19 protein-coding genes and 1 tRNA gene are annotated in these 19,265 nt (G+C 43.2%); 11 read left to right on the forward strand and 9 right to left on the reverse strand.

Features of this window, described 5'->3' with window-relative positions:
* Window positions 1-212 precede the first annotated feature (212 nt).
* The gene (gene hpt, locus Xsto_RS12340) at window positions 213-749 is read left to right on the forward strand and encodes a hypoxanthine phosphoribosyltransferase (protein ID WP_099110457.1); all 537 of its coding nucleotides are present in this window, start codon (window positions 213-215) and stop codon (window positions 747-749) included.
* 80 nt (window positions 750-829) lie between these two features.
* On the opposite strand, the gene can is transcribed toward hpt, so the two are convergent.
* Window positions 830-1,483 (reverse strand): carbonate dehydratase, encoded by a 654-nt coding sequence (gene can, locus Xsto_RS12345; protein WP_099110459.1) that lies wholly within the window; start codon window positions 1,481-1,483, stop codon window positions 830-832.
* Window positions 1,484-1,665: 182 nt separating this feature from the next.
* Here can and Xsto_RS12350 point away from each other — a divergent pair, with 182 nt between their 5' ends.
* Both Xsto_RS12350 and Xsto_RS12355 read left to right on the forward strand, forming a co-directional pair.
* Window positions 1,666-2,592 carry an ABC transporter ATP-binding protein gene (locus Xsto_RS12350; protein WP_099110460.1) on the forward strand — a complete coding sequence of 309 codons (927 nt, stop codon included), beginning with the start codon at window positions 1,666-1,668 and terminating at the stop codon, window positions 2,590-2,592.
* Complete coding sequence (locus Xsto_RS12355; protein WP_099125246.1) at window positions 2,589-3,359, forward strand: ABC transporter permease; 771 nt, start codon at window positions 2,589-2,591, stop codon at window positions 3,357-3,359. Before Xsto_RS12350 ends, Xsto_RS12355 begins: the two co-directional genes overlap by 4 nt.
* A 96-nt stretch (window positions 3,360-3,455) precedes the next feature.
* On the opposite strand, the gene Xsto_RS12360 is transcribed toward Xsto_RS12355, so the two are convergent.
* The 5 genes from Xsto_RS12360 to gloB form a co-directional block, all read right to left on the reverse strand.
* Window positions 3,456-3,833: a RidA family protein gene (locus Xsto_RS12360; RefSeq protein ID WP_099125247.1), complete on the reverse strand. Its 378-nt coding sequence runs from the start codon at window positions 3,831-3,833 to the stop codon at window positions 3,456-3,458.
* Between the two features lie 47 nt (window positions 3,834-3,880).
* Entirely contained in the window at window positions 3,881-4,171 is a 291-nt protein-coding gene (locus tag Xsto_RS12365) for a putative quinol monooxygenase (RefSeq protein ID WP_169926642.1), read from the reverse strand.
* A 98-nt stretch (window positions 4,172-4,269) separates the two neighbouring features.
* On the reverse strand, window positions 4,270-4,800 hold the full coding sequence (locus Xsto_RS12370) for a MepB family protein (protein ID WP_099125249.1): 531 nt from the start codon (window positions 4,798-4,800) through the stop codon (window positions 4,270-4,272).
* 251 nt (window positions 4,801-5,051) lie between these two features.
* Window positions 5,052-6,383: a murein transglycosylase D gene (mltD, locus tag Xsto_RS12375; RefSeq protein ID WP_099125250.1), complete on the reverse strand. Its 1,332-nt coding sequence runs from the start codon at window positions 6,381-6,383 to the stop codon at window positions 5,052-5,054.
* Window positions 6,384-6,455: 72 nt separating this feature from the next.
* Window positions 6,456-7,211: a hydroxyacylglutathione hydrolase gene (gloB, locus tag Xsto_RS12380; protein WP_099125251.1), complete on the reverse strand. Its 756-nt coding sequence runs from the start codon at window positions 7,209-7,211 to the stop codon at window positions 6,456-6,458.
* Between the two features lie 129 nt (window positions 7,212-7,340).
* Here gloB and Xsto_RS12385 point away from each other — a divergent pair, with 129 nt between their 5' ends.
* Window positions 7,341-8,057, forward strand: a complete 717-nt coding sequence (locus Xsto_RS12385) for a methyltransferase domain-containing protein (RefSeq protein ID WP_099110467.1) — start codon at window positions 7,341-7,343, stop codon at window positions 8,055-8,057.
* Window positions 8,058-8,082: 25 nt separating this feature from the next.
* On the opposite strand, the gene rnhA is transcribed toward Xsto_RS12385, so the two are convergent.
* Entirely contained in the window at window positions 8,083-8,544 is a 462-nt protein-coding gene (gene rnhA, locus Xsto_RS12390) for a ribonuclease HI (protein WP_099110468.1), read from the reverse strand.
* Between the two features lie 63 nt (window positions 8,545-8,607).
* On the opposite strand from rnhA, the gene dnaQ reads away from it, so the two are divergent.
* Window positions 8,608-9,357, forward strand: coding sequence for a DNA polymerase III subunit epsilon (dnaQ, locus tag Xsto_RS12395; RefSeq protein ID WP_099125252.1), 750 nt, complete (start codon window positions 8,608-8,610; stop codon window positions 9,355-9,357).
* Window positions 9,358-9,496: 139 nt separating this feature from the next.
* Window positions 9,497-9,573: transfer RNA gene (locus Xsto_RS12400), tRNA-Asp, on the forward strand.
* Window positions 9,574-9,634: 61 nt separating this feature from the next.
* On the opposite strand, the gene Xsto_RS12405 is transcribed toward Xsto_RS12400, so the two are convergent.
* Window positions 9,635-10,150 (reverse strand): GNAT family N-acetyltransferase, encoded by a 516-nt coding sequence (locus Xsto_RS12405; RefSeq protein WP_099110515.1) that lies wholly within the window; start codon window positions 10,148-10,150, stop codon window positions 9,635-9,637.
* A gap of 118 nt (window positions 10,151-10,268) precedes the next feature.
* On the opposite strand from Xsto_RS12405, the gene Xsto_RS12410 reads away from it, so the two are divergent.
* The 5 genes from Xsto_RS12410 (at window position 10,269) to fbaA (ending at window position 17,118) form a co-directional block, all read left to right on the forward strand.
* Window positions 10,269-10,784: an O-acetyl-ADP-ribose deacetylase gene (locus Xsto_RS12410; protein ID WP_099125253.1), complete on the forward strand. Its 516-nt coding sequence runs from the start codon at window positions 10,269-10,271 to the stop codon at window positions 10,782-10,784.
* A 510-nt stretch (window positions 10,785-11,294) separates the two neighbouring features.
* Window positions 11,295-13,289 carry a transketolase gene (gene tkt, locus Xsto_RS12415; protein ID WP_099110471.1) on the forward strand — a complete coding sequence of 665 codons (1,995 nt, stop codon included), beginning with the start codon at window positions 11,295-11,297 and terminating at the stop codon, window positions 13,287-13,289.
* 335 nt (window positions 13,290-13,624) lie between these two features.
* Window positions 13,625-14,659, forward strand: coding sequence for an erythrose-4-phosphate dehydrogenase (gene epd, locus Xsto_RS12420; protein ID WP_099110472.1), 1,035 nt, complete (start codon window positions 13,625-13,627; stop codon window positions 14,657-14,659).
* Between the two features lie 146 nt (window positions 14,660-14,805).
* Window positions 14,806-15,972, forward strand: a complete 1,167-nt coding sequence (gene pgk, locus Xsto_RS12425) for a phosphoglycerate kinase (RefSeq protein WP_099121438.1) — start codon at window positions 14,806-14,808, stop codon at window positions 15,970-15,972.
* A 69-nt stretch (window positions 15,973-16,041) separates the two neighbouring features.
* On the forward strand, window positions 16,042-17,118 hold the full coding sequence (gene fbaA, locus Xsto_RS12430; RefSeq protein WP_099110475.1) for a class II fructose-bisphosphate aldolase: 1,077 nt from the start codon (window positions 16,042-16,044) through the stop codon (window positions 17,116-17,118).
* Window positions 17,119-17,238: 120 nt separating this feature from the next.
* On the opposite strand, the gene dtpB is transcribed toward fbaA, so the two are convergent.
* Window positions 17,239-18,705 carry a dipeptide/tripeptide permease DtpB gene (gene dtpB, locus Xsto_RS12435; protein ID WP_099110476.1) on the reverse strand — a complete coding sequence of 489 codons (1,467 nt, stop codon included), beginning with the start codon at window positions 18,703-18,705 and terminating at the stop codon, window positions 17,239-17,241.
* Window positions 18,706-19,265 lie beyond the last annotated feature (560 nt).

Consider the following 19,265-nt stretch of genomic DNA (forward strand, 5'->3'; position numbering starts at 1 on the left):
ACAATGCGGGTTGCGGCTGGAGTACTAAGTCTGGCTTCTTCTTTTACCGCAATCGATTCCTTCTGGTATACTCCGCAAATATTTTGTTCTCATGTTTTCTTATGTGTCCGTCTTCGTGCGACTAACTGTATATCATTTGGTGTATCAATATTGGTGATTTATCACATAATTAAAGATGGGTTTATTGTTTTAAAACAAATAGGTATGTGAAATTGAAACATATTGTAGAAGTGATGATCTCCGAGCAAGAGGTTAAACAACGTATTGCTGAATTAGGGCAACAGATTACAGAACATTATCGCAATAGCGATCGTGAACTGGTATTGGTTGGCCTGCTGAGAGGATCGTTTATTTTCATGGCAGATTTGTGCCGTGAAATTCAGGTTTCTCATGAAGTGGATTTTATGACTGCATCCAGCTACGGCAATGGAATGGATTCTACCCGCGATGTGAAGATCCTGAAGGATCTGGATGAAGATATTCGTGGTAAAGATGTGTTAATCGTTGAAGATATTATCGACTCCGGGAATACACTGAATAAAATCCGTGAGATTCTGTCTCTTCGTGAACCAAATTCTCTGGCAATTTGTACGTTACTGAACAAACCATCCCGTCGTGAAGTTGATGTTCCGGTTGAGTGGATCGGTTACTCGATTGAAGACAAATTCGTGGTGGGTTATGGCATTGATTATGCTCAGCGCTATCGCCATCTGCCTTATATCGGCCATGTTACTCTGCTGGAAGAGTAAATCTTTGCAATAATGCAAACAGGTACCGGTGTAGTAAATAAATGGCAGCAAAGGCTGCCATTTATTTTTACGGGAACTTGTTACTTTTTACGAGCCAGCTTAGAGATAGCCTGACGGTAATTAAGCTCCAGTTTTTCACGGCTGTCTGCGGTAATATCCAAATCATGCAGTTCGCCATCTTTCAAGCCATATACCCAGCCATGGATCATGACCTTTTGTCCACGTTTCCACGCGGATTGCATAATGGTTGAATGACCAAGGTTATAAACCTGTTCAATCACATTCAGCTCACACAGGCGATTCAGTCGATCATTAGGTGGCAATTCACCAAGCATTGAGCTGTGTTTGTACCACAAATCACGAATGTGGAGCAGCCAGTTATTGATTAAACCTAATTCAGTTCCGTTTACTGCTGCTTCAATACCACCGCATCCGTAATGACCACAAATGATTATATGTTCAACCTGTAAAACATCGACAGCATACTGTACAACAGATAAACAATTTAAATCGGTGTGTATCACTAGATTTGCAACATTCCGGTGAACGAAAAGATCACCCGGTGCAGCATCAATCAGTTTTTCAGCAGGCACACGGCTATCAGAACAGCCTATCCATAGAAAGTGTGGCTTTTGTGCTTTTGATAATTCCTTGAAGAAATGAGGATTTTCTTCATTTACAGACTCTGACCACTGCTTGTTCCGGGCAAACAGCTCTTCAATTTTTCTCATCATGACTAATAGCCTGGCAACATTTTTGAGATAGAATCATATACAACATTAATTGAGAATTTAATATTTAATTGAGTAATGTTTTTGAGTTGATCCCTATCATTGAAAAGAAGTGCAGGGAAAAGAATGGCATAATCTGTCCCTTGCACTCAAAAATAGCAGAAAAATAAAGGTGTTGTTTACTTATGGCTTATGCATTGGAATTGACGCAGCTTACGAAGACCTATAACGGTGGAGTAAAAGCGCTGCGTGGGATTGATCTGCGAGTGGAAACCGGCGATTTTTACGCGCTGTTGGGGCCGAATGGTGCCGGGAAATCAACGACTATCGGCATTATTAGTTCTCTGGTCAATAAAAGCAGCGGTAAGGTTAATGTATTCGGTTACGATATTGATACGGATTTAGTCAATGCTAAACGGCAACTGGGGTTAGTCCCGCAGGAATTTAATTTTAACCCATTTGAAACCGTGATTCAGATTGTGCTGAATCAGGCGGGATACTACGGCGTACCACGTAATGTGGCACAAAGCAGGGCGGAAACCTATCTGTCACAACTCGATCTCTGGGGTAAACGTAATGAACGGGCAAATCGTCTGTCAGGGGGAATGAAACGCCGCCTGATGATCGCCCGCGCTTTGATGCATCAGCCAAAGTTATTAATTCTGGATGAACCGACTGCGGGTGTTGACATCGAACTACGCCGCTCTATGTGGGACTTTCTGAAGTCTCTTAATGAGCAGGGAACCACGATTATTCTGACGACTCACTATCTGGAAGAAGCAGAAATGCTTTGTCGCAATATTGGCATTATCCAGCATGGTGAGCTGGTGGAAAATACCAGCATGAAAGATCTACTCAGCCAACTTGAGGTAGAAACATTTTTACTCGATTTAGCGCCTGAAGGAAACATGCCTACGCTTGAGGGCTATAGCTATCGCTTGGTTGACACAGTTACGCTAGAAGTAGATGTGAAACGAGGGCAGGGACTAAATGATGTTTTCTCCCAATTAAGTACGCAGGGTATTCAGATTAACAGTATGCGCAACAAGGCGAATCGTTTGGAAGAGCTGTTTGTTGGGTTGACAAATAATAGCCAAGGAGCTCGCTCATGATCCAACTTTATTGGGTGGCATTGAAAACCATCTGGATTAAGGAAATTACCCGCTTTGGACGAATTTGGGTGCAAACCCTGCTGCCTCCTGTGATTACCATGTCTCTCTATTTTGTTATTTTCGGTAACTTAGTCGGTTCCCGTATTGGTGAAATGGGAGGATTCACATATATGCAGTTTATTGTTCCCGGGCTGATTATGATGTCGGTGATCACTAACTCATATGCAAATGTTTCCTCTTCTTTCTTTGGTGCTAAATTTCAGCGCAGTATTGAGGAAGTTTTGGTTGCTCCTGTACCGACTCATGTGATTATTGCCGGATTTGTCGGTGGTGGTGTAGCCCGTGGTGTGTGTGTCGGTATTTTGGTGACGCTGGTTTCCCTGTTTTTCGTGCCATTAGAGATTCACTCATGGGGAATGGTGGTAATAACTCTGTTAGCAACATCAATCTTATTTGCATTGGCTGGATTACTGAATGCCATTTTTGCGAAAACATTTGATGATATTAGTATTATCCCAACGTTTGTTCTGACTCCGCTGACCTATTTGGGCGGTGTCTTTTATTCTCTGACGCTGTTGCCGGAATTTTGGCAGATGGTATCGAAGCTAAACCCAATCGTATATATGATCAGTGGGTTCCGTTATGGTTTCCTCGGTATTGCGGATGTCTCTCTGGCTATGACATTGGGTATGCTGGGCGCATTTATACTTGGATTTTACCTACTGGCTTGGTATTTAATTGAATCCGGCAGAGGGCTGAGAACTTAAACGAGACAGCACAAATATGCTGCCTTACTGTATTGCACAGCAGGGCAGCAGAATTAATACAAACCGATTACCTACTTACCGCCTGCTTAACATGAATCAGTCCCTGACAGCAACGATTGATTCAATTTCTATTTGCAAATCCTGATGAATAAGATTTGATATTTCTACCAGAGAACACGCGGGTAAATTTCCTTCACAGAAGTTAAATAATAAAGGACGGATAAGAGGGAGCTGCTTGATATCCTTGACGAAGATCGTAAATTTAATGAGATCAGATTTGTGACATTTTTCTTGTTCAAGAACGGATGTTATTTGCCGGAGAATAGTCAGAGTCTGTGATTCAACACCATGCTGTTGTGACTCTGTACCCAGTGCGGTCAGCCCTGAAATATACAGCAAGCCTTGATGTTTTACCGCATGTACATAAGGGCCTTTCACTTGTGGGAGGCTGGAATAATTTATTCGAGTAACCATGAGAGACTCCTTATATAAGATTAGCAGTGTAGAGTATTTGAATGTGGTTAAATCGTATCGGTAGTAAAAACCTGAATAACTTCTGTTAAGTCGAGTGATAAATAATACTTAGTATGGTCATATTCAAAATGTTTTTTTAACGCATCCGGGCTGGTGAATTTCTCCCACATGATAAATGTGTTTGGGTTTTCGTTTGATTGGTGAATGAAAAATATTTCACACCCCGGTTCTAATAGTGTTTTTTCTTGTAAGACTTTTAATTCTCTGATAACGACATTAAGATCTGTATTTTCTTTAGCTCTAATTTCTGCTGTAACAAAATAACCATTTTTATACATGTATGACATCCTTATTTGGGGAAGAATACTGGTATACCTAAGTTTAATTGTTATTTCAAATGATTTTCACATTTCAATAATATACCTATGTTACTTTTTTAGTTGGATAATATATTCTTTAATTTCTCAATTGCAGCTAATGGATTATCTAAGTTGATAAAATAAGATGACTGCCATTTTTGGGTTTGAATTGCCTGTTTAGAATTGGGAAAATCCCAGGAAGGGTATACTCGAATAGCTCTTTTCCCCTCTTTCGTGGAGGAAGAAAATACACCTTTCCTCATCAGAATATCTGAATAAAACAGAAAAATACCTTTTTTATCCTCTGTAAAAGTAGCTATCAGGCAAAAATCAATATTATCTTTAGCGTCTAATGGCATTATTTCTGCGTTAGGAGAAGGCCTTTTCCATAATGTAACAAATTGACCTATTTTACGTGGCGTGATTTTAGCCTGACGAAAAAGGATTAATTTTCCATTCAGAATGAATCGCATTGCTTCATAATCACGGCTTTCATTTTCTTTGCTGGGCGGGGCATTCAGGTGGAAACCAGCAGGGAGCAATAATTGGTTGTATATTTCCTGAAAGCTATCTGGGACGTTATTTTTATCGAAATCAGATGATGACAAGATAGTATTCCTTTATTGGTTTTGAGGTTGGCTGAGTATACACAATGAATTTCAAGATGCGTCGCGGCGGCAAGGGAGTAAATCCCCGGGAGCATAGATAACCGTCTGTTTATAAAAACGGTGACTGGGGTGAGCGAGCGCAGCCAACAAAGAGGCAACTTGAAAGACGAAGTGTATATATCTCAAAAAAGAATCGCTCCCTGCCTTTCGATCAGAGAGCGATATTTATCCGATATATATTGGAAATGAAATCAGTTCAGATACAGCGTCAGCGCCAGACCCGGTTTCATATCTTTGAGCTTGATGCCCTTATTCCAGTTCATCAGATCATTAAGATTCACACCATGCCGCTTAGCAATGCTGGTAAAAGAATCCCCTTTGCGAACCTGATATTTAATCGGTTCACTGATATTCACCTTCAGAACCTGCCCGATTTTGAGCCTGTCAGCGGTCTTCAGACCGTTCAATTTCTGTAGTTGATGGTGAGATGTCTTAAAGCGTTTTGCAATCGCAGATAAGGTATCACCTGAACGAACGGTGTAATGGCTTTGTTGATGTAACTGACGAAGATTTTTCGCAACGGCCAGCCTAATCTCTTTCAAAACACTTTTATCTGCCAGTGAGTGTTTAAGCTGACCAGCATTCTCCTTTGGCAACATAATGTAATGCGGCCCATGAGGAGAGGTCATGCCCTGCTTATAGCCGGGGTTATAAGCTTTCATGGAGGTCAGGGAAAGCCCGGACAACTCAGCAGCCTGTGATAGCGTGATTTGCTGCCCTACCTCAACTTTGGCAAGTGCCTGCTGAATATTGGGTTTCGGTAGTGTAAAGCTATATTTTTCGTTTTGACGAATGACATTACTGAGTGCCAGTATCTTAGGAACGTAATGCATCGTTTCACGTGGCAATTCCAATGACCAAAAATCTGTTGGTTTCCCCTTAGACTGATTTTCTCTGATTGCCCGTGCAACGCGGCCTTCACCACTGTTATAAGCGGCTATAGTGAGTAACCAATCCCCGTTAAAACGTACATTCAAACGCTCAAGCATATTCAGGGCAGCAGTTGTAGATGCCGCAACATCACGACGTGCATCGTACCATTTATCCTGCGTCAGACCATAATGCCGGCCTGTGCTGGGAATAATCTGCCATAAGCCAACCGCGTTGGCGTAAGATGTCGCATGAGGATTAAAAGCACTCTCCACTATGGGAAGCAAGGCCACTTCCATAGGCATATTTCGCTGATCAATCTGCTCAACGATCCAATACATATATGGTTCCGAGCGTAACGCCACATTTTGGAGATAACTCTTGTGTTTCAGGTAATAATTCTGCTGTTCACGCACCCTGTTATTATCAGGAATTTCCATCTTCAACTCATCACGGATATGTCCCCACAAATCTTGTTGAGCTGTCGGACTCTCCTTCCAGTTTGCAGTCTCCTCGGGTTCTGCAATACCGATTGTTTTCTGATTCGTCGAAGACATCTTCTGTGTATGCTGCTGGGAAGGAGACTTTGGTTGTAGCCCCGACTGACACCCGGCAAGCAAGACAGATGCGAATAGGATCGCTTTTGTCTTCATATTCTGCTTTGATGTTTGCCTAAAAGGTGAGCAATCATACTGACCTATTACACAGAAGACAACCCGAAAAAGTCAAAATCGATCTTTATAGGCCCTTAATTGCTGAAAAACAGAAGAAAGTGGTATTGAATTAGGTTTAATACCGATATTTTTTTGTAAATCAATATCGTGACAATTTAGAAAAACGTTAATTTTCTTCTCTATTTTCAATGTGGTAGGAACTGTTGCCTGATCTTTTCCACGTAACTCGATAATTTTCTTATAATAATCGCTAATAGCCTGATTTTCAGGTAATACAGCCAGCGCAAATTTCATATTCGCGGCAGTATACTCATGGGCGCAGCAGATCAACGTTTCATCAGGCAGCAAGGCAATTTTCTCAAGGGAAGAAAACATCTGTTCAGCGGTACCTTCGAAGAGTCTGCCACAACCTGCTGAAAACAAGGTATCTCCACAAAATAGATAAGGGGCCTGATAGAAAGCAATATGTCCAAGGGTATGACCCGGTAGAGCAAGAACCTGAAAAGAAAAATTACCTGTCACAATAAGATCATTTTCATGAACAATGTGAGTTGCCCCTTTACTTTGGGTCTCTTCCGGGCCATACACAGGTAATGTTGGATATTGCTTAAGTAGTCCAGCAACACCGCCAACGTGATCGTGGTGATGGTGTGTCAACAGGATAGCGATGGGAATAAGTTGGTTAGCTGCTAAAGTATCCATAACAGGTTGTGATTCAGCGGGATCGATAATGACACAATGCTTGTTCTCGTCACAAAGTAACCAAATGTAGTTATCTGAAAGGGCCGGGAGCCTGATAAGCTTCATGATATGCCTCGTTTAGCAATCGATTTTATTCTTAATGGGTTTCAAGATGCGTCGTGGAGGCAAGTGAGCGCCATCAACAAAGAGGCAACTTGAAAGACGGAGAGTATAGTAGGTTGGAAGGAAGATGACATGCAATCAGCACGTGCAATCAAACAAATAACCCTGCCTGCTTCCTGGGCTGAATTACCATGGGGTGAGTATTACCGTGTCGCTTTGGAACATCAATTGGAACCGTGGTGGCCGAAAATTTTTGGTTTTCATTTAGTGAAAGTCGGTAATTTAAGTGTAGAAATTGACAGCCGCTCGTGCTTAATCAGCCATCAGGTTAATGTGGGACTGAAAGGCGAAAGCATGAATGTGATTGCCGATCCTCATTACCTCCCTTTTGAGGCTAAGTCGGTTGATGCCTGTTTACTGGCACATATGCTGACGTATAGTGTTGATCCTCACTGGCTGCTTAGAGAAGTGGATAGGATCATGATTGATGATGGCTGGCTCATTATCTCTGGATTTAATCCGATCAGCCTGTTGGGTTTGAGAAAACCTATTTCAGTTGTATGCCGCAAGCGGCTTTATCGAACCCAAATGTTTTCCAGACTGCGTCAGCTGGATTGGCTTCGCTTGCTGAACTATGAAGTGCTTCATCATGCTAACTTCCATGTTTTACCGTGGAAGAGTGCCAATAATGCGCATGAACCTTCGTCATCAATATTTGGTTGCCTGAATGTGATTATTGCCCGCAAGCGGACAATACCACTGACTCTCAATCCCATGCGGGCAAGATTGTTGAAACCGAAATTCAGTAATGCACTGGGAGTAGTGAAAAATTCTCATCAGCGCGATTAGCTTTTGAAAGACGAAGTGCGTGGCTTTATTCAATATAGCCACTGTCGGTTTGGGTCGGGGCGTTAGCCGCTGTACGAGCGAGTTCATCACACAATTCGTTTTCACGATGACCGGTATGCCCCTTGACCCAATGCCATTCGATTTCGTGGGGAGAAATGGCTTTATCCAGCCGTTGCCACAGATCAACATTGATCACCGGGGATTTATCTGCTTTTTTCCAGCCCCGTTTTTTCCAGTTATGTATCCACTGGGTAATTCCCTGACGAACATATTGGCTGTCAGTGGTAAGAATGATTGAGCATGGCTCTTTAAGTGCTTCCAGCGCGGCAATAGCGGCCATCAGCTCCATCCGGTTGTTGGTTGTACGGAAATAACCTTCATTTAAGGTTTTTTCCTTTTGTTTATAACGAAGTAAAACACCATATCCGCCGGGACCCGGATTACCGAGGCAGGAACCATCGGTGAAAATTTCTACCTGTTTATTCATATTTGGTAGACTCTTCCTATATCATCTTTATTCAAAACTCTAAGTCTGACACAAAAAAACACTATGAGCACTGCAATTACCCGTCAAATCGTCCTTGATACTGAAACAACCGGTATGAATAAACTGGGAGTTCACTACGAGGGGCATAACATCATTGAAGTCGGCGCGGTGGAAGTGATTAACCGTCGTCTGACAGGGCGTCATTTTCACATTTATATTAAGCCGGATCGTCTGGTTGATCCGGAAGCATTTGAAGTACATGGTATTAGCGATGAATTTTTACAGGGTAAACCCGTATTTGCTGATATAGCCGATGAATTTATTGAATTTATCCGTGGCGCTGAGTTGATCATTCATAACGCAACGTTTGATATCGGTTTTATGGATTATGAATTCAGCAAACTTAATCGAGGCATCCCGCCAACTGCTGAATTTTGTACCATTACCGATAGCCTGACGATGGCAAGGAAGCTTTTCCCCGGTAAGCGTAATAACCTTGATGCGCTGTGTGATCGTTACCATATTGATAACGCCAAACGAACTCTCCATGGGGCATTACTCGATGCCGAGATTTTGGCTGATGTCTATCTGGCAATGACTGGTGGTCAGACATCGCTGGCTTTTTCGATGGAAGGGGAAACATCCAACAATGCACAGGTTGCGGAAATTCAAAAAATTACCCGCCCACAGGCTGGGCTGAAAATAATTTACGCCTCTGATGAGGAATTGCTTCAGCATGAATCCCGTTTAGATTTAGTAGAGAAGAAAGGGGGTAGTTGCCTGTGGAGGACAAAACCTGAACAATTACACTGATGGGAACGGTACTAGATGACAATAAATTTACCATTAAGGTGAAAAATTATCCAAGCACGCTATTTTATTATAAAAATCGATTGACGTATTGTGCCGGAGTTCGTATTATCCACCCCGTTCTAAACCAGAACACCATAGCGGTGCGGTAGTTCAGTTGGTTAGAATACCGGCCTGTCACGCCGGGGGTCGCGGGTTCGAGTCCCGTCCGCACCGCCAGAATTTATAAGCCCTGAGTTTTAAACTCGGGGCTTTTTCGTTTTTCTGATCGTCAAAAATCTCAAATCATTTTATAGAAATAGGTTGTTCCTGAAAGTTCGCCATTCGAATTAATGGAATAATTTGGTATTTGCCCGGCTTCAACAAAGCCACATTTCTGATAAAGGGCAGAGGCGGGATCATTTGTGCGGGTATCCAGTACCAGCAAACTACGTTGATGCTGCTTTGCCACACATTCCAGTTCTTCCATTAACATATTGCCAATTCCACGCCGGCGATAGGCTGTGTGTACCATTAGTTTTTCTACATCAGCTCGATGTTTCCCATTCTTTTTTCTGCAAAGGCTAAGTTGTACCGAACCCGCGATTTTGTCACCTTCCATTGCCACTAATAGCAAGCGATGACCAGATACAACATCTGTTTCGACATCTTGCCAGTATTGCTCTGCTTCATTGACTTCCAATGGTGAAATAAAGCCGATAGATGCACCATTTTCGACACAGTTATTCAGTAATTTGATTAGTTCATGGCATTTAGTATTGATGGAGTTTAATAGCGTGATATTCGTAACTGACATTGAATTCAACGGAGGGTTGTTTTTTAACATTTATTGTTAAGTCCAGAATGAGTAACGATTAAACACTATATAAGTAAATCTATTCTGCACATAAGAAAATGTAAGAAGGAATAACGAAATGAAAAACAGAATTAAAATAATACATGGCGATATCACCAAAATTGCTGTTGAAGCGATTGTTAACGCGGCGAATAGCTCTTTGTTGGGGGGGGGAGGCGTTGATGGTGCTATTCATCGGGCTGGTGGAAAGGCCATTCTGGAAGAGTGCATGCAAATTAGGGCAAAGCAGGGGGGTTGTGATATTGGGGATGCGGTTATCACCGGAGCAGGGAATTTACCGGCAAAGTATGTGATCCATACAGTCGGCCCTTGCTGGAACGGGGGAACCGATAATGAACCTGAATTATTGAAAAAGGCCTATGTAAGCTGTTTTGATCTTATTGAGCAATACAATATTGAGACAGTTTCTTTCCCCAATATCAGCACAGGCATTTACCGTTTTCCAAAAAAACTGGCAGCAGAAATTGCTTTGGAAGTGATTCACTCCCGTCTGTTTGATAATCAAAATATATTACAGGTGAACCTCATTTGTTTCGATGATGAAAATTATGACATCTATCGTTCTTTAAATTAGACAGTTACCTGCATCAAATTGTTATTTGGATCACAAAGTATTTTTAGTCAGAGGAAATTATCATAGCTGGCTTGCTATCATGCTCCAAATCAGCAGAAAAACAGGCTTTTCCGATCTTGATTCGTTCATTAATTATCGTGTCTAATACATGGTTTCTTATTGCGCAAATCACGAGGTGAAATCACTCTGAATTTGCGCAAACTAACCTCCGGTTATACACAATGGATTTCAAGATGCGTCGCGGCGGCAAGGGAGTAAATCCCCGGGAGCATAGATAACTATGTGACTGGGGTGAACGAGCGTAGCCAACAAAGAGGCAACTTGAAAGACGAAGTGTATAGGTGTATTCACTTGAAAATACGTCAAAACGGCGGGATAAATCAAAGAATTGATGCTAAACGGAAATTAAGATAGTTTTCGTTTATATGGCATTAATGATTGCGGTTTGTATGCTGCGCTGCGAAAATTAGTTCTAGTTCACTAACGCTTTTATCCGACTTGGAGTAAAGAATGACCACTCGTAAAACCCTTGCTAATGCTATCCGCTTCTTGAGCATGGATGCTGTGCAGAAAGCAAAATCAGGGCATCCTGGTGCACCGATGGGAATGGCTGACATTGCTGAAGTTCTGTGGCGCGACTATCTGAACCATAACCCTGTCAATCCTCACTGGGCCGATCGTGACCGTTTTGTATTGTCCAATGGCCACGGTTCTATGCTGATTTACAGCTTGTTGCACCTGACTGGTTACGATGTTTCCATCGACGATCTGAAAAATTTCCGTCAACTGCATTCCAAAACCCCGGGTCACCCTGAATATGGCTATACAGCGGGTGTAGAAACAACAACCGGCCCACTGGGGCAGGGTATTGCTAATGCAGTTGGTTTCGCAATCGCAGAACGCACACTGGCAGCACAGTTTAACCGTCCGGGCCACGATATCGTCGATCACCATACTTATGTATTCATGGGCGACGGTTGTATGATGGAAGGCATTTCCCATGAAGTTTGCTCTTTGGCGGGTACACTGAAGCTGGGCAAGCTGATTGCTTTCTATGATGACAATGGCATCTCTATTGATGGTGAAGTTGAAGGCTGGTTCACTGATGATACTGCTGCCCGCTTTGAAGCATATGGCTGGCATGTTATTCGTGGTGTAGATGGCCATGATTCTGACGCAATTACAGCAGCAATCGAAGAAGCACGTAAAGAAACAGGCAAACCATCTCTGTTAATGTGCAAAACTGTCATTGGTTTTGGTTCGCCAAACAAAGCAGGTAAAGAAGAGTGTCACGGTGCGCCATTGGGAGATGCTGAAATCGAAGCAACCCGCAAAGCACTGGGCTGGGAACACCCTGCTTTTGAAATTCCTCAGGATATTTACGCTGGCTGGGATGCGAAAGAAGCCGGTAAAGCAAAAGAAAGTGCATGGGATGCAAAATTTGCCGCTTATGCTGAAGCACATCCTGAACTGGCAGCAGAATTCAGCCGTCGTACCAGCGGTGAACTGCCAGAAAACTGGGAAGCAGAATCCAAGGCATTTATTGAAAACCTGCAACAGAATCCAGCTTCTATTGCCAGCCGTAAAGCGTCACAAAATGCTCTGGAAGCATTTGGTAAGGTTCTGCCTGAATTCATGGGTGGTTCTGCTGACCTGGCACCAAGTAACCTGACTATGTGGTCTGGCTCCAAGCCTCTGAACGAAGTTCAGGACGGTAACTACATTCATTACGGTGTTCGTGAATTCGGTATGTCTGCCATCATGAACGGTATCGCTCTGCATGGTGGTTTTGTGCCTTATGGTGCGACATTCCTGATGTTTGTTGAGTATGCCCGTAATGCAGTGCGTATGGCTGCGCTGATGAAAATCCGTAGCATCTTTGTATATACCCATGACTCTATCGGCCTGGGTGAAGATGGCCCGACCCATCAGCCTGTTGAGCAGATTGCCAGCTTGCGTGTCACACCAAATATGAGCACATGGCGTCCATGTGATCAGGTGGAATCTGCGGTTGCATGGAAATATGCGATTGAGCGTAAGGATGGCCCGACTTCTCTGATCTTCTCCCGCCAGAATCTGGCACAGCAGGAGCGCACGGCTGAACAGCTGGCCAACATTGAGAAAGGTGCTTACATTCTGAAAGATTGCGCAGGTCAGCCTGAATTGATCCTGATCGCAACTGGCTCTGAAGTTGAACTGGCAGTGAAAGCCGCTGATCAACTGAGTGCAGAAGGCCGTAAAATCCGCGTTGTTTCCATGCCATCTACTGATGCATTCGACAAACAAGATGCAGCATATCGTGAAGCCGTACTTCCTGCCGCCGTTTCCGCGCGTGTTGCGGTTGAAGCAGGCATTGCTGATTACTGGTTCAAATATGTTGGTATCAATGGTGCTATCGTTGGTATGAACAGCTTTGGTGAATCAGCACCGGCTGACGCACTGTTCAAAGAGTTTGGTTTTACGGTTGAAAATGTCGTCGCGAAAGCGGCAGCACTGCTGAAATAACAGTATACCTTCAATGGATTTCGGGTTGCTTCTAGGCGAAGCCTACAAAGAGGCAACTTGAAAGATGAAGGGAATTAAGCGCATCTGCATCAAACTTTGATCCGATGCGCTCTTTTTTTGTTCAAAATGCTTTTGTTATGCTATTAACGATCCTTGCTATTAGCCCTTTTTTCTCGTAGTCTTCCCTTATAATTAGCTGAACCGTTTCAGTTATCGCATGCAAAATGTCTTGTCTGTCACAATCTGATTAATTTTATGATGAATCATCCGTACAATTTGCACCTGCTCAGTTATCCTAAGCCGTTGCGTGACAACAGAGAAATTCAGGGAGTAACATGACAATCAGGGTAGCGATTAACGGGTTTGGGAGAATAGGCCGCAGTGTCCTGCGTGCGCTCTACGAATCCGGGCGTCGGGCTGAAATTGAAGTTATCGCCATCAATGAGTTGGCTGATGCAGAAGGTATCGCTCACTTATTGAAATATGATTCCAGCCATGGGCGTTTTGCATGGGATGTGTGCCTGAACAAGATAGGTTTGAATAATACAGTCTTGCATGTGGGGGATGACAGTATCCGGCTGTTTCATCAACCCGATATTTCGGCTTTACCGTGGAAAGAACTGGGTATTGATATTGTACTCGATTGTACCGGTCAGTATGGTGAACGCGCCGATGGGGAAGCCCATCTCGCTAGTGGTGCTAAAAAAGTACTGTTTGCCCATCCGGGAGGAAACGATCTGGATGCGACTGTGGTATACGGTGTGAATCATGAACTGTTGTCTGCGGAAGATTGCATAGTTTCGAATGCATCCTGTACGACAAATTGCATTATCCCGATTATTAAGGTGTTGGATGATGCGTTCAATATTGAATCAGGAACGGTGACAACAATCCACGCATCCATGAATGATCAACCAGTGATTGATGCCTATCACAGTGACCTGCGTCGAACCCGGGCAGCCAGCCAGTCGATTATACCTGTCGATACCAAACTGGCCGCGGGGATCACTCGTATCTTTCCCAAATTCAGTAACCGGTTTGAAGCTATTTCTGTACGGGTTCCTACCATCAACGTCACTGCGATTGATTTGAGTGTTACAGTCAGTGCTGCCGTTAATGTCAGTGAGGTAAACCAACTACTGCAAAAATCAGCAGTGAGTTCGTTTCGTGGTATAGTGGATTTCACCGATTTGCCGTTGGTCTCAACGGATTTTAACCACGACCCTCACAGCGCCATCGTGGATGGCACACAAACAAGAGTGAGCGGAAACCACCTGATTAAAACACTTGTTTGGTGTGATAATGAGTGGGGCTTTGCCAATCGTATGCTTGACACAACGCTGGCAATGGCTTCTAAAGGTTTCAAATAAACGGGTTTCAAATAAATCGTCTGTTGTATCGATAATATTGTGTCGGATTTTGTGAGATCAGATGTTATTAAATTAAATATGATTGAACAAATGGCATACAGCAGGGGATTGAGTAATTTTATAGAGAATCAATGAGAGGATTCACCATGTCTGTAATTAAGATGACTGATTTAGATCTGGCGGGTAAACGAGTTCTGATCCGGGCTGATCTGAATGTGCCTGTAAAAGATGGCAAAGTTACCTCAGATGCACGTATTCGTGCGTCTTTGCCGACGATCGAGGCTGCGCTGAGTCAGGGAGCCAAAGTCATGGTTACTTCTCACCTGGGACGCCCGACTGAGGGAGAGTACAACGAAGAGTTTTCACTACAACCTGTCGTTGATTACCTGAAAGCAGCACTTTCTTCTCCTGTCCGCCTGGAAAAAAATTATCTGAATGGCGTTGAAGTGGCGGAAGGCGAATTAGTTGTTCTGGAGAACGTTCGCTTTAACAAAGGTGAGAAAAAAGACGACGAAACATTATCAAAACAGTATGCCGCATTGTGTGATGTTTATGTCATGGATGCTTTTGGTACAGCCCATCGTGCTCAGGCTTCAACTCACGGCGTTGCTAAATTTGCGCCAATTGCCTGTGCAGGTCCATTGTTATCCGGTGAACTGGAAGCTTTGGGGAAAGCATTACATAACCCTGCTCGCCCAATGGTCGCGATTGTGGGTGGCTCTAAAGTTTCTACTAAACTGACTGTTCTTGATTCACTGTCCAAAATTGCTGATCAGCTTATCGTTGGTGGTGGAATTGCCAATACTTTTGTTGCTGCTGAAGGCCACAATGTTGGTCGTTCCCTGTACGAAGATGATTTGATCCCGGAAGCGAAAAAACTGCTGGAATGCTGTGATATTCCGGTACCTACGGATGTTCGTGTTGCGACAGAGTTCTCTGAAACAGCTGAAGCCACGTTGAAATCAACCAGTGAAATTAAAGATGAAGAGCAGATCCTCGATTTGGGTGATGCTTCTGCTGAACGTCTGGCTGAAATCCTGCAAGGTGCAAAAACCATTCTCTGGAATGGCCCGGTTGGTGTATTTGAATTCCCGAATTTCCGCAAAGGAACCGAAATTATTGCCCGTGCGATTGCAGAGAGCGATGCTTTCTCAATTGCAGGTGGCGGTGATACTTTAGCGGCAATCGATCTTTTTGAGATTGCTGACAAAATCTCTTACATCTCTACAGGTGGTGGTGCTTTCCTTGAGTTTGTTGAAGGCAAAAAACTCCCCGCCGTTGTGATGCTGGAAGAACGTGCTAACAGTAACTAAGTTAAGTAACTCGTTGTGATAGCAGGCAGTAAATACTGCCTGCTCAATGTCAATACAGGACCACGTAACATGTCTAAAATTTTTGATTTCGTAAAACCGGGTGTCATCACTGGTGATGATGTTCAAAAAGTCTTTGCCATCGCAAAAGAACATAATTTTGCCTTACCGGCAGTTAACTGTGTCGGTACTGATTCTATCAATGCTGTGTTAGAAACAGCGGCAAAAGTACGTGCTCCGGTAATCATCCAGTTTTCCAATGGCGGTGCAGCATTTGTAGCAGGTAAAGGCCTGAAAGTGGAAGGTCAGCAGGCAGCAATTCTGGGTGCAATTTCTGGTGCTTATCATGTGCATCAGATGGCAGAGCATTATGGTGTGCCGGTGATCCTGCATACTGACCACTGTGCACGCAAATTGCTGCCGTGGATTGATGGTCTGTTAGACGCGGGTGAGAAACACTATGCTCAGACAGGCAAGCCTCTGTTCTCTTCCCATATGATTGATCTGTCAGAAGAATCTCTGGAAGAAAATATCGAGATTTGCAGCCAGTATCTGGCGCGTATGGCGAAAATTGACATGACGCTGGAAATCGAATTGGGTTGTACGGGTGGTGAAGAAGATGGTGTTGATAACAGCCATCTGGATAGCTCCTCTTTGTACACTCAGCCAGAAGATGTAGCTTATGCGTATGAAAAACTGAACGCGATTAGCCCACGTTTTACCATTGCGGCCTCTTTCGGTAACGTTCACGGTGTATACAAACCGGGTAACGTTAAACTGACGCCAAAAATTCTGCGTAATTCTCAGGACTATGTTTCAGAGAAATTCAACCTGCCACACAATAGTCTGGATTTTGTTTTCCACGGTGGTTCTGGTTCTACCGCAGAAGAGATTCAGGAAGCTGTCAGCTACGGCGTAGTTAAAATGAATATTGACACTGATACCCAATGGGCTACTTGGGAAGGTATTCTGAACTACTACAAGAAGAATGAAGGTTATCTGCAAGGTCAATTGGGTAACCCGGAAGGCGCGGATAAACCTAATAAGAAATTCTATGATCCACGTGTGTGGTTGCGTGCTGGTCAGGTTTCAATGGAAGTTCGTCTGGAACAGGCTTTCAAAGAACTGAATGCGGTTGATGTGCTGTAATTTCCATACTGATTGGCATGGATTAAAGTCGCTTTAGTCGATTAACGTTTCTTAGTTCCCGCCCGTTATTTTCATGATTAACGGGCGGGAATTTTTTTTAATGAAACCGGATCAAATCAGTTAGGCTCTTGCGCCATCTTTCATAATACGGTTCAGCCACGGCACCATGAAAGCCATAACCACGGCAACAATGAGAGTGGCAATACCTATTTTACCGAATACGCCCGTATATATCGGCAGCGTTTGCAGAGGGTCAGTAACACCTTCTGGTGCGGCAGTGAATGTTGCTATATAGCTTCCCAGTACTGATGCAGCAGCCTGAGATAAGAACCACATACCCAGAATAAACCCTGTCAGATAGCTGGGAACAAACGCAGCAACCATTGCCAGCCCTAATGCACTGATCATCAACTCCCCGATACTCTGGAACAGGTAAACCAGTACGATAAACCACGGTGAAGTCATGCCATGTTCATCGGCGAACAGGCCGGCAGCGGCTGCCGTCAGAAAGCCAAGAGAGCACAGGAACATACCGACGGTAAACTTCGTTGGCATAGAAAAATCTTTGCCTTTTGCTCCCAGACGGGTGTAAAGCACAGCCAGAATCGGGCTGGCGACGATGATCCAGAATGGGTTCAGAGCCTGAAAGCTGATGGGGTTAATATTAAAACCGAAGATTTGGGTATTAACATTGTTGATGGCAAAGAAGTTGAGGGAGGTTGGCATTTGGTTGTACAGCATAAAGAACACAATAGCCTGAATCATCAGGATAAATGCCACAAACATTTTATTGCGGCCGACTTTATCCTGTTTGAATGCCTGCCAGAAGAAAATCACCACAACGATAGCTGAAATTGCCATAAGAACGAGATTAGCAATATCAATATTGTGCAATAGCCACGCACAGACCCCTACCATCCCTGCTGAGCCGAGTAAAACTAAAAATAGGGTTATGTAGTTAAGAGGAGCATGGTCTGGCTCAGAACCGATGTCATGTACCATACGGCGACAGGCGATGTAAACCAACAGAGCGATAATCAGGCCGATACCACAGATATTATAGGTAACAGCATAGCCATATTTTTCAGCAATAACGGGAGCGAGAGAAAGAGAAACCAGAGAACCAAGATTGATGGACATATAGAATAGTGTAAAAGCACCATCTAAACGTGGATCTTGTGGCTGGTAGCACTTAGCCAGCAGGCTTGCGGGGTTAGCTTTGAACAGACCATTACCAACCGCGACAGTTCCCAAAGCATAAAAAATCAGTTCTGGTTCCATAATGGAAAGGCCAATCAGAAAGTAGCCTATTGCCAGTATAATAGCACCCAGAATGATGGTTCGTTTTGTTCCCAGCAAGTGGTCTCCTACATAACCACCGATGGAAATCAAACCATAAACCAGCGCAGTAAATGCACCAAAGGTAATAAATGCCTGTGTTTCTGAAAAACCAAGCTGTTTAACGAAGTAAACAGCGAGAATGCCTTGAACGCCGTAGTAGCCAAATCTTTCCCATAATTCTACAAAAAAAATCATGAAAAAGGGCTTCGGTTGATCCCATAAACCGACTGGAGCGGTTTTATTCATAGTAATTGCCTCTGTTAGTTGTCATACCAATGGACAATACATCCAGAGTTTATACTGTTGTTAACATAAAAGTAACATAATGTATTGCACGGGTTGTGTTTTTGTTTAATTATTCAGAGTGATCGAAAGCGCGGGAGGTTAATATACTGGCATAATATCTTCTCAGTGGTTGATCACACTAATGCAAAAATTAATACCAGATTTGACAGAATATTCACTAAATTAATAGGAGAAATCACTTATTAATGGTTTAAGTGTTCGTAAATAAAGCGATTTGATGTTTGTTTGCTCTTTGTTCTCCATTCTGATGGTTAAAGTGACTACTCAAAAGGTGTACGCGGAAAGTTTTGAACACTAATATCAATATATTAAGTTTATGTTATGTATTTAGTTTTTTTGTTTGTTTCTGTATTAAATAGAGCTACATAAAACTACACGTTTTATATAATTTATCATATTTATTAAATAATAAATCAGTTCGTGGGATGGTTTATCATTGTTGGTTCAGTCAGAAAACCAGCTATGCCCAATGGATTTTGAGTTGCATCATCGAAGGAAAT

The sequence above is a fragment of the Xenorhabdus stockiae genome (assembly GCF_002632825.1).
GTDB lineage: Bacteria > Pseudomonadota > Gammaproteobacteria > Enterobacterales > Enterobacteriaceae > Xenorhabdus > Xenorhabdus stockiae.

What these genes read in the sequence shown, in the direction of transcription:
- can (WP_099110459.1), bottom strand. Translation starts at nt 1,483, where the DNA reads ATGATGAGAAAAATTGAAGAGCTGTTTGCCCGGAACAAGCAGTGGTCA.
- Xsto_RS12350 (WP_099110460.1), top strand. Translation starts at nt 1,666, where the DNA reads ATGGCTTATGCATTGGAATTGACGCAGCTTACGAAGACCTATAACGGT.
- Xsto_RS12355 (WP_099125246.1), top strand. Translation starts at nt 2,589, where the DNA reads ATGATCCAACTTTATTGGGTGGCATTGAAAACCATCTGGATTAAGGAA.
- Xsto_RS12360 (WP_099125247.1), bottom strand. Translation starts at nt 3,833, where the DNA reads ATGGTTACTCGAATAAATTATTCCAGCCTCCCACAAGTGAAAGGCCCT.
- Xsto_RS12365 (WP_169926642.1), bottom strand. Translation starts at nt 4,171, where the DNA reads ATGTATAAAAATGGTTATTTTGTTACAGCAGAAATTAGAGCTAAAGAA.
- mltD (WP_099125250.1), bottom strand. Translation starts at nt 6,383, where the DNA reads ATGAAGACAAAAGCGATCCTATTCGCATCTGTCTTGCTTGCCGGGTGT.
- gloB (WP_099125251.1), bottom strand. Translation starts at nt 7,211, where the DNA reads ATGAAGCTTATCAGGCTCCCGGCCCTTTCAGATAACTACATTTGGTTA.
- Xsto_RS12385 (WP_099110467.1), top strand. Translation starts at nt 7,341, where the DNA reads ATGCAATCAGCACGTGCAATCAAACAAATAACCCTGCCTGCTTCCTGG.
- rnhA (WP_099110468.1), bottom strand. Translation starts at nt 8,544, where the DNA reads ATGAATAAACAGGTAGAAATTTTCACCGATGGTTCCTGCCTCGGTAAT.
- dnaQ (WP_099125252.1), top strand. Translation starts at nt 8,608, where the DNA reads ATGAGCACTGCAATTACCCGTCAAATCGTCCTTGATACTGAAACAACC.
- Xsto_RS12405 (WP_099110515.1), bottom strand. Translation starts at nt 10,150, where the DNA reads ATGTCAGTTACGAATATCACGCTATTAAACTCCATCAATACTAAATGC.
- Xsto_RS12410 (WP_099125253.1), top strand. Translation starts at nt 10,269, where the DNA reads ATGAAAAACAGAATTAAAATAATACATGGCGATATCACCAAAATTGCT.
- tkt (WP_099110471.1), top strand. Translation starts at nt 11,295, where the DNA reads ATGACCACTCGTAAAACCCTTGCTAATGCTATCCGCTTCTTGAGCATG.
- epd (WP_099110472.1), top strand. Translation starts at nt 13,625, where the DNA reads ATGACAATCAGGGTAGCGATTAACGGGTTTGGGAGAATAGGCCGCAGT.
- pgk (WP_099121438.1), top strand. Translation starts at nt 14,806, where the DNA reads ATGTCTGTAATTAAGATGACTGATTTAGATCTGGCGGGTAAACGAGTT.
- fbaA (WP_099110475.1), top strand. Translation starts at nt 16,042, where the DNA reads ATGTCTAAAATTTTTGATTTCGTAAAACCGGGTGTCATCACTGGTGAT.
- dtpB (WP_099110476.1), bottom strand. Translation starts at nt 18,705, where the DNA reads ATGAATAAAACCGCTCCAGTCGGTTTATGGGATCAACCGAAGCCCTTT.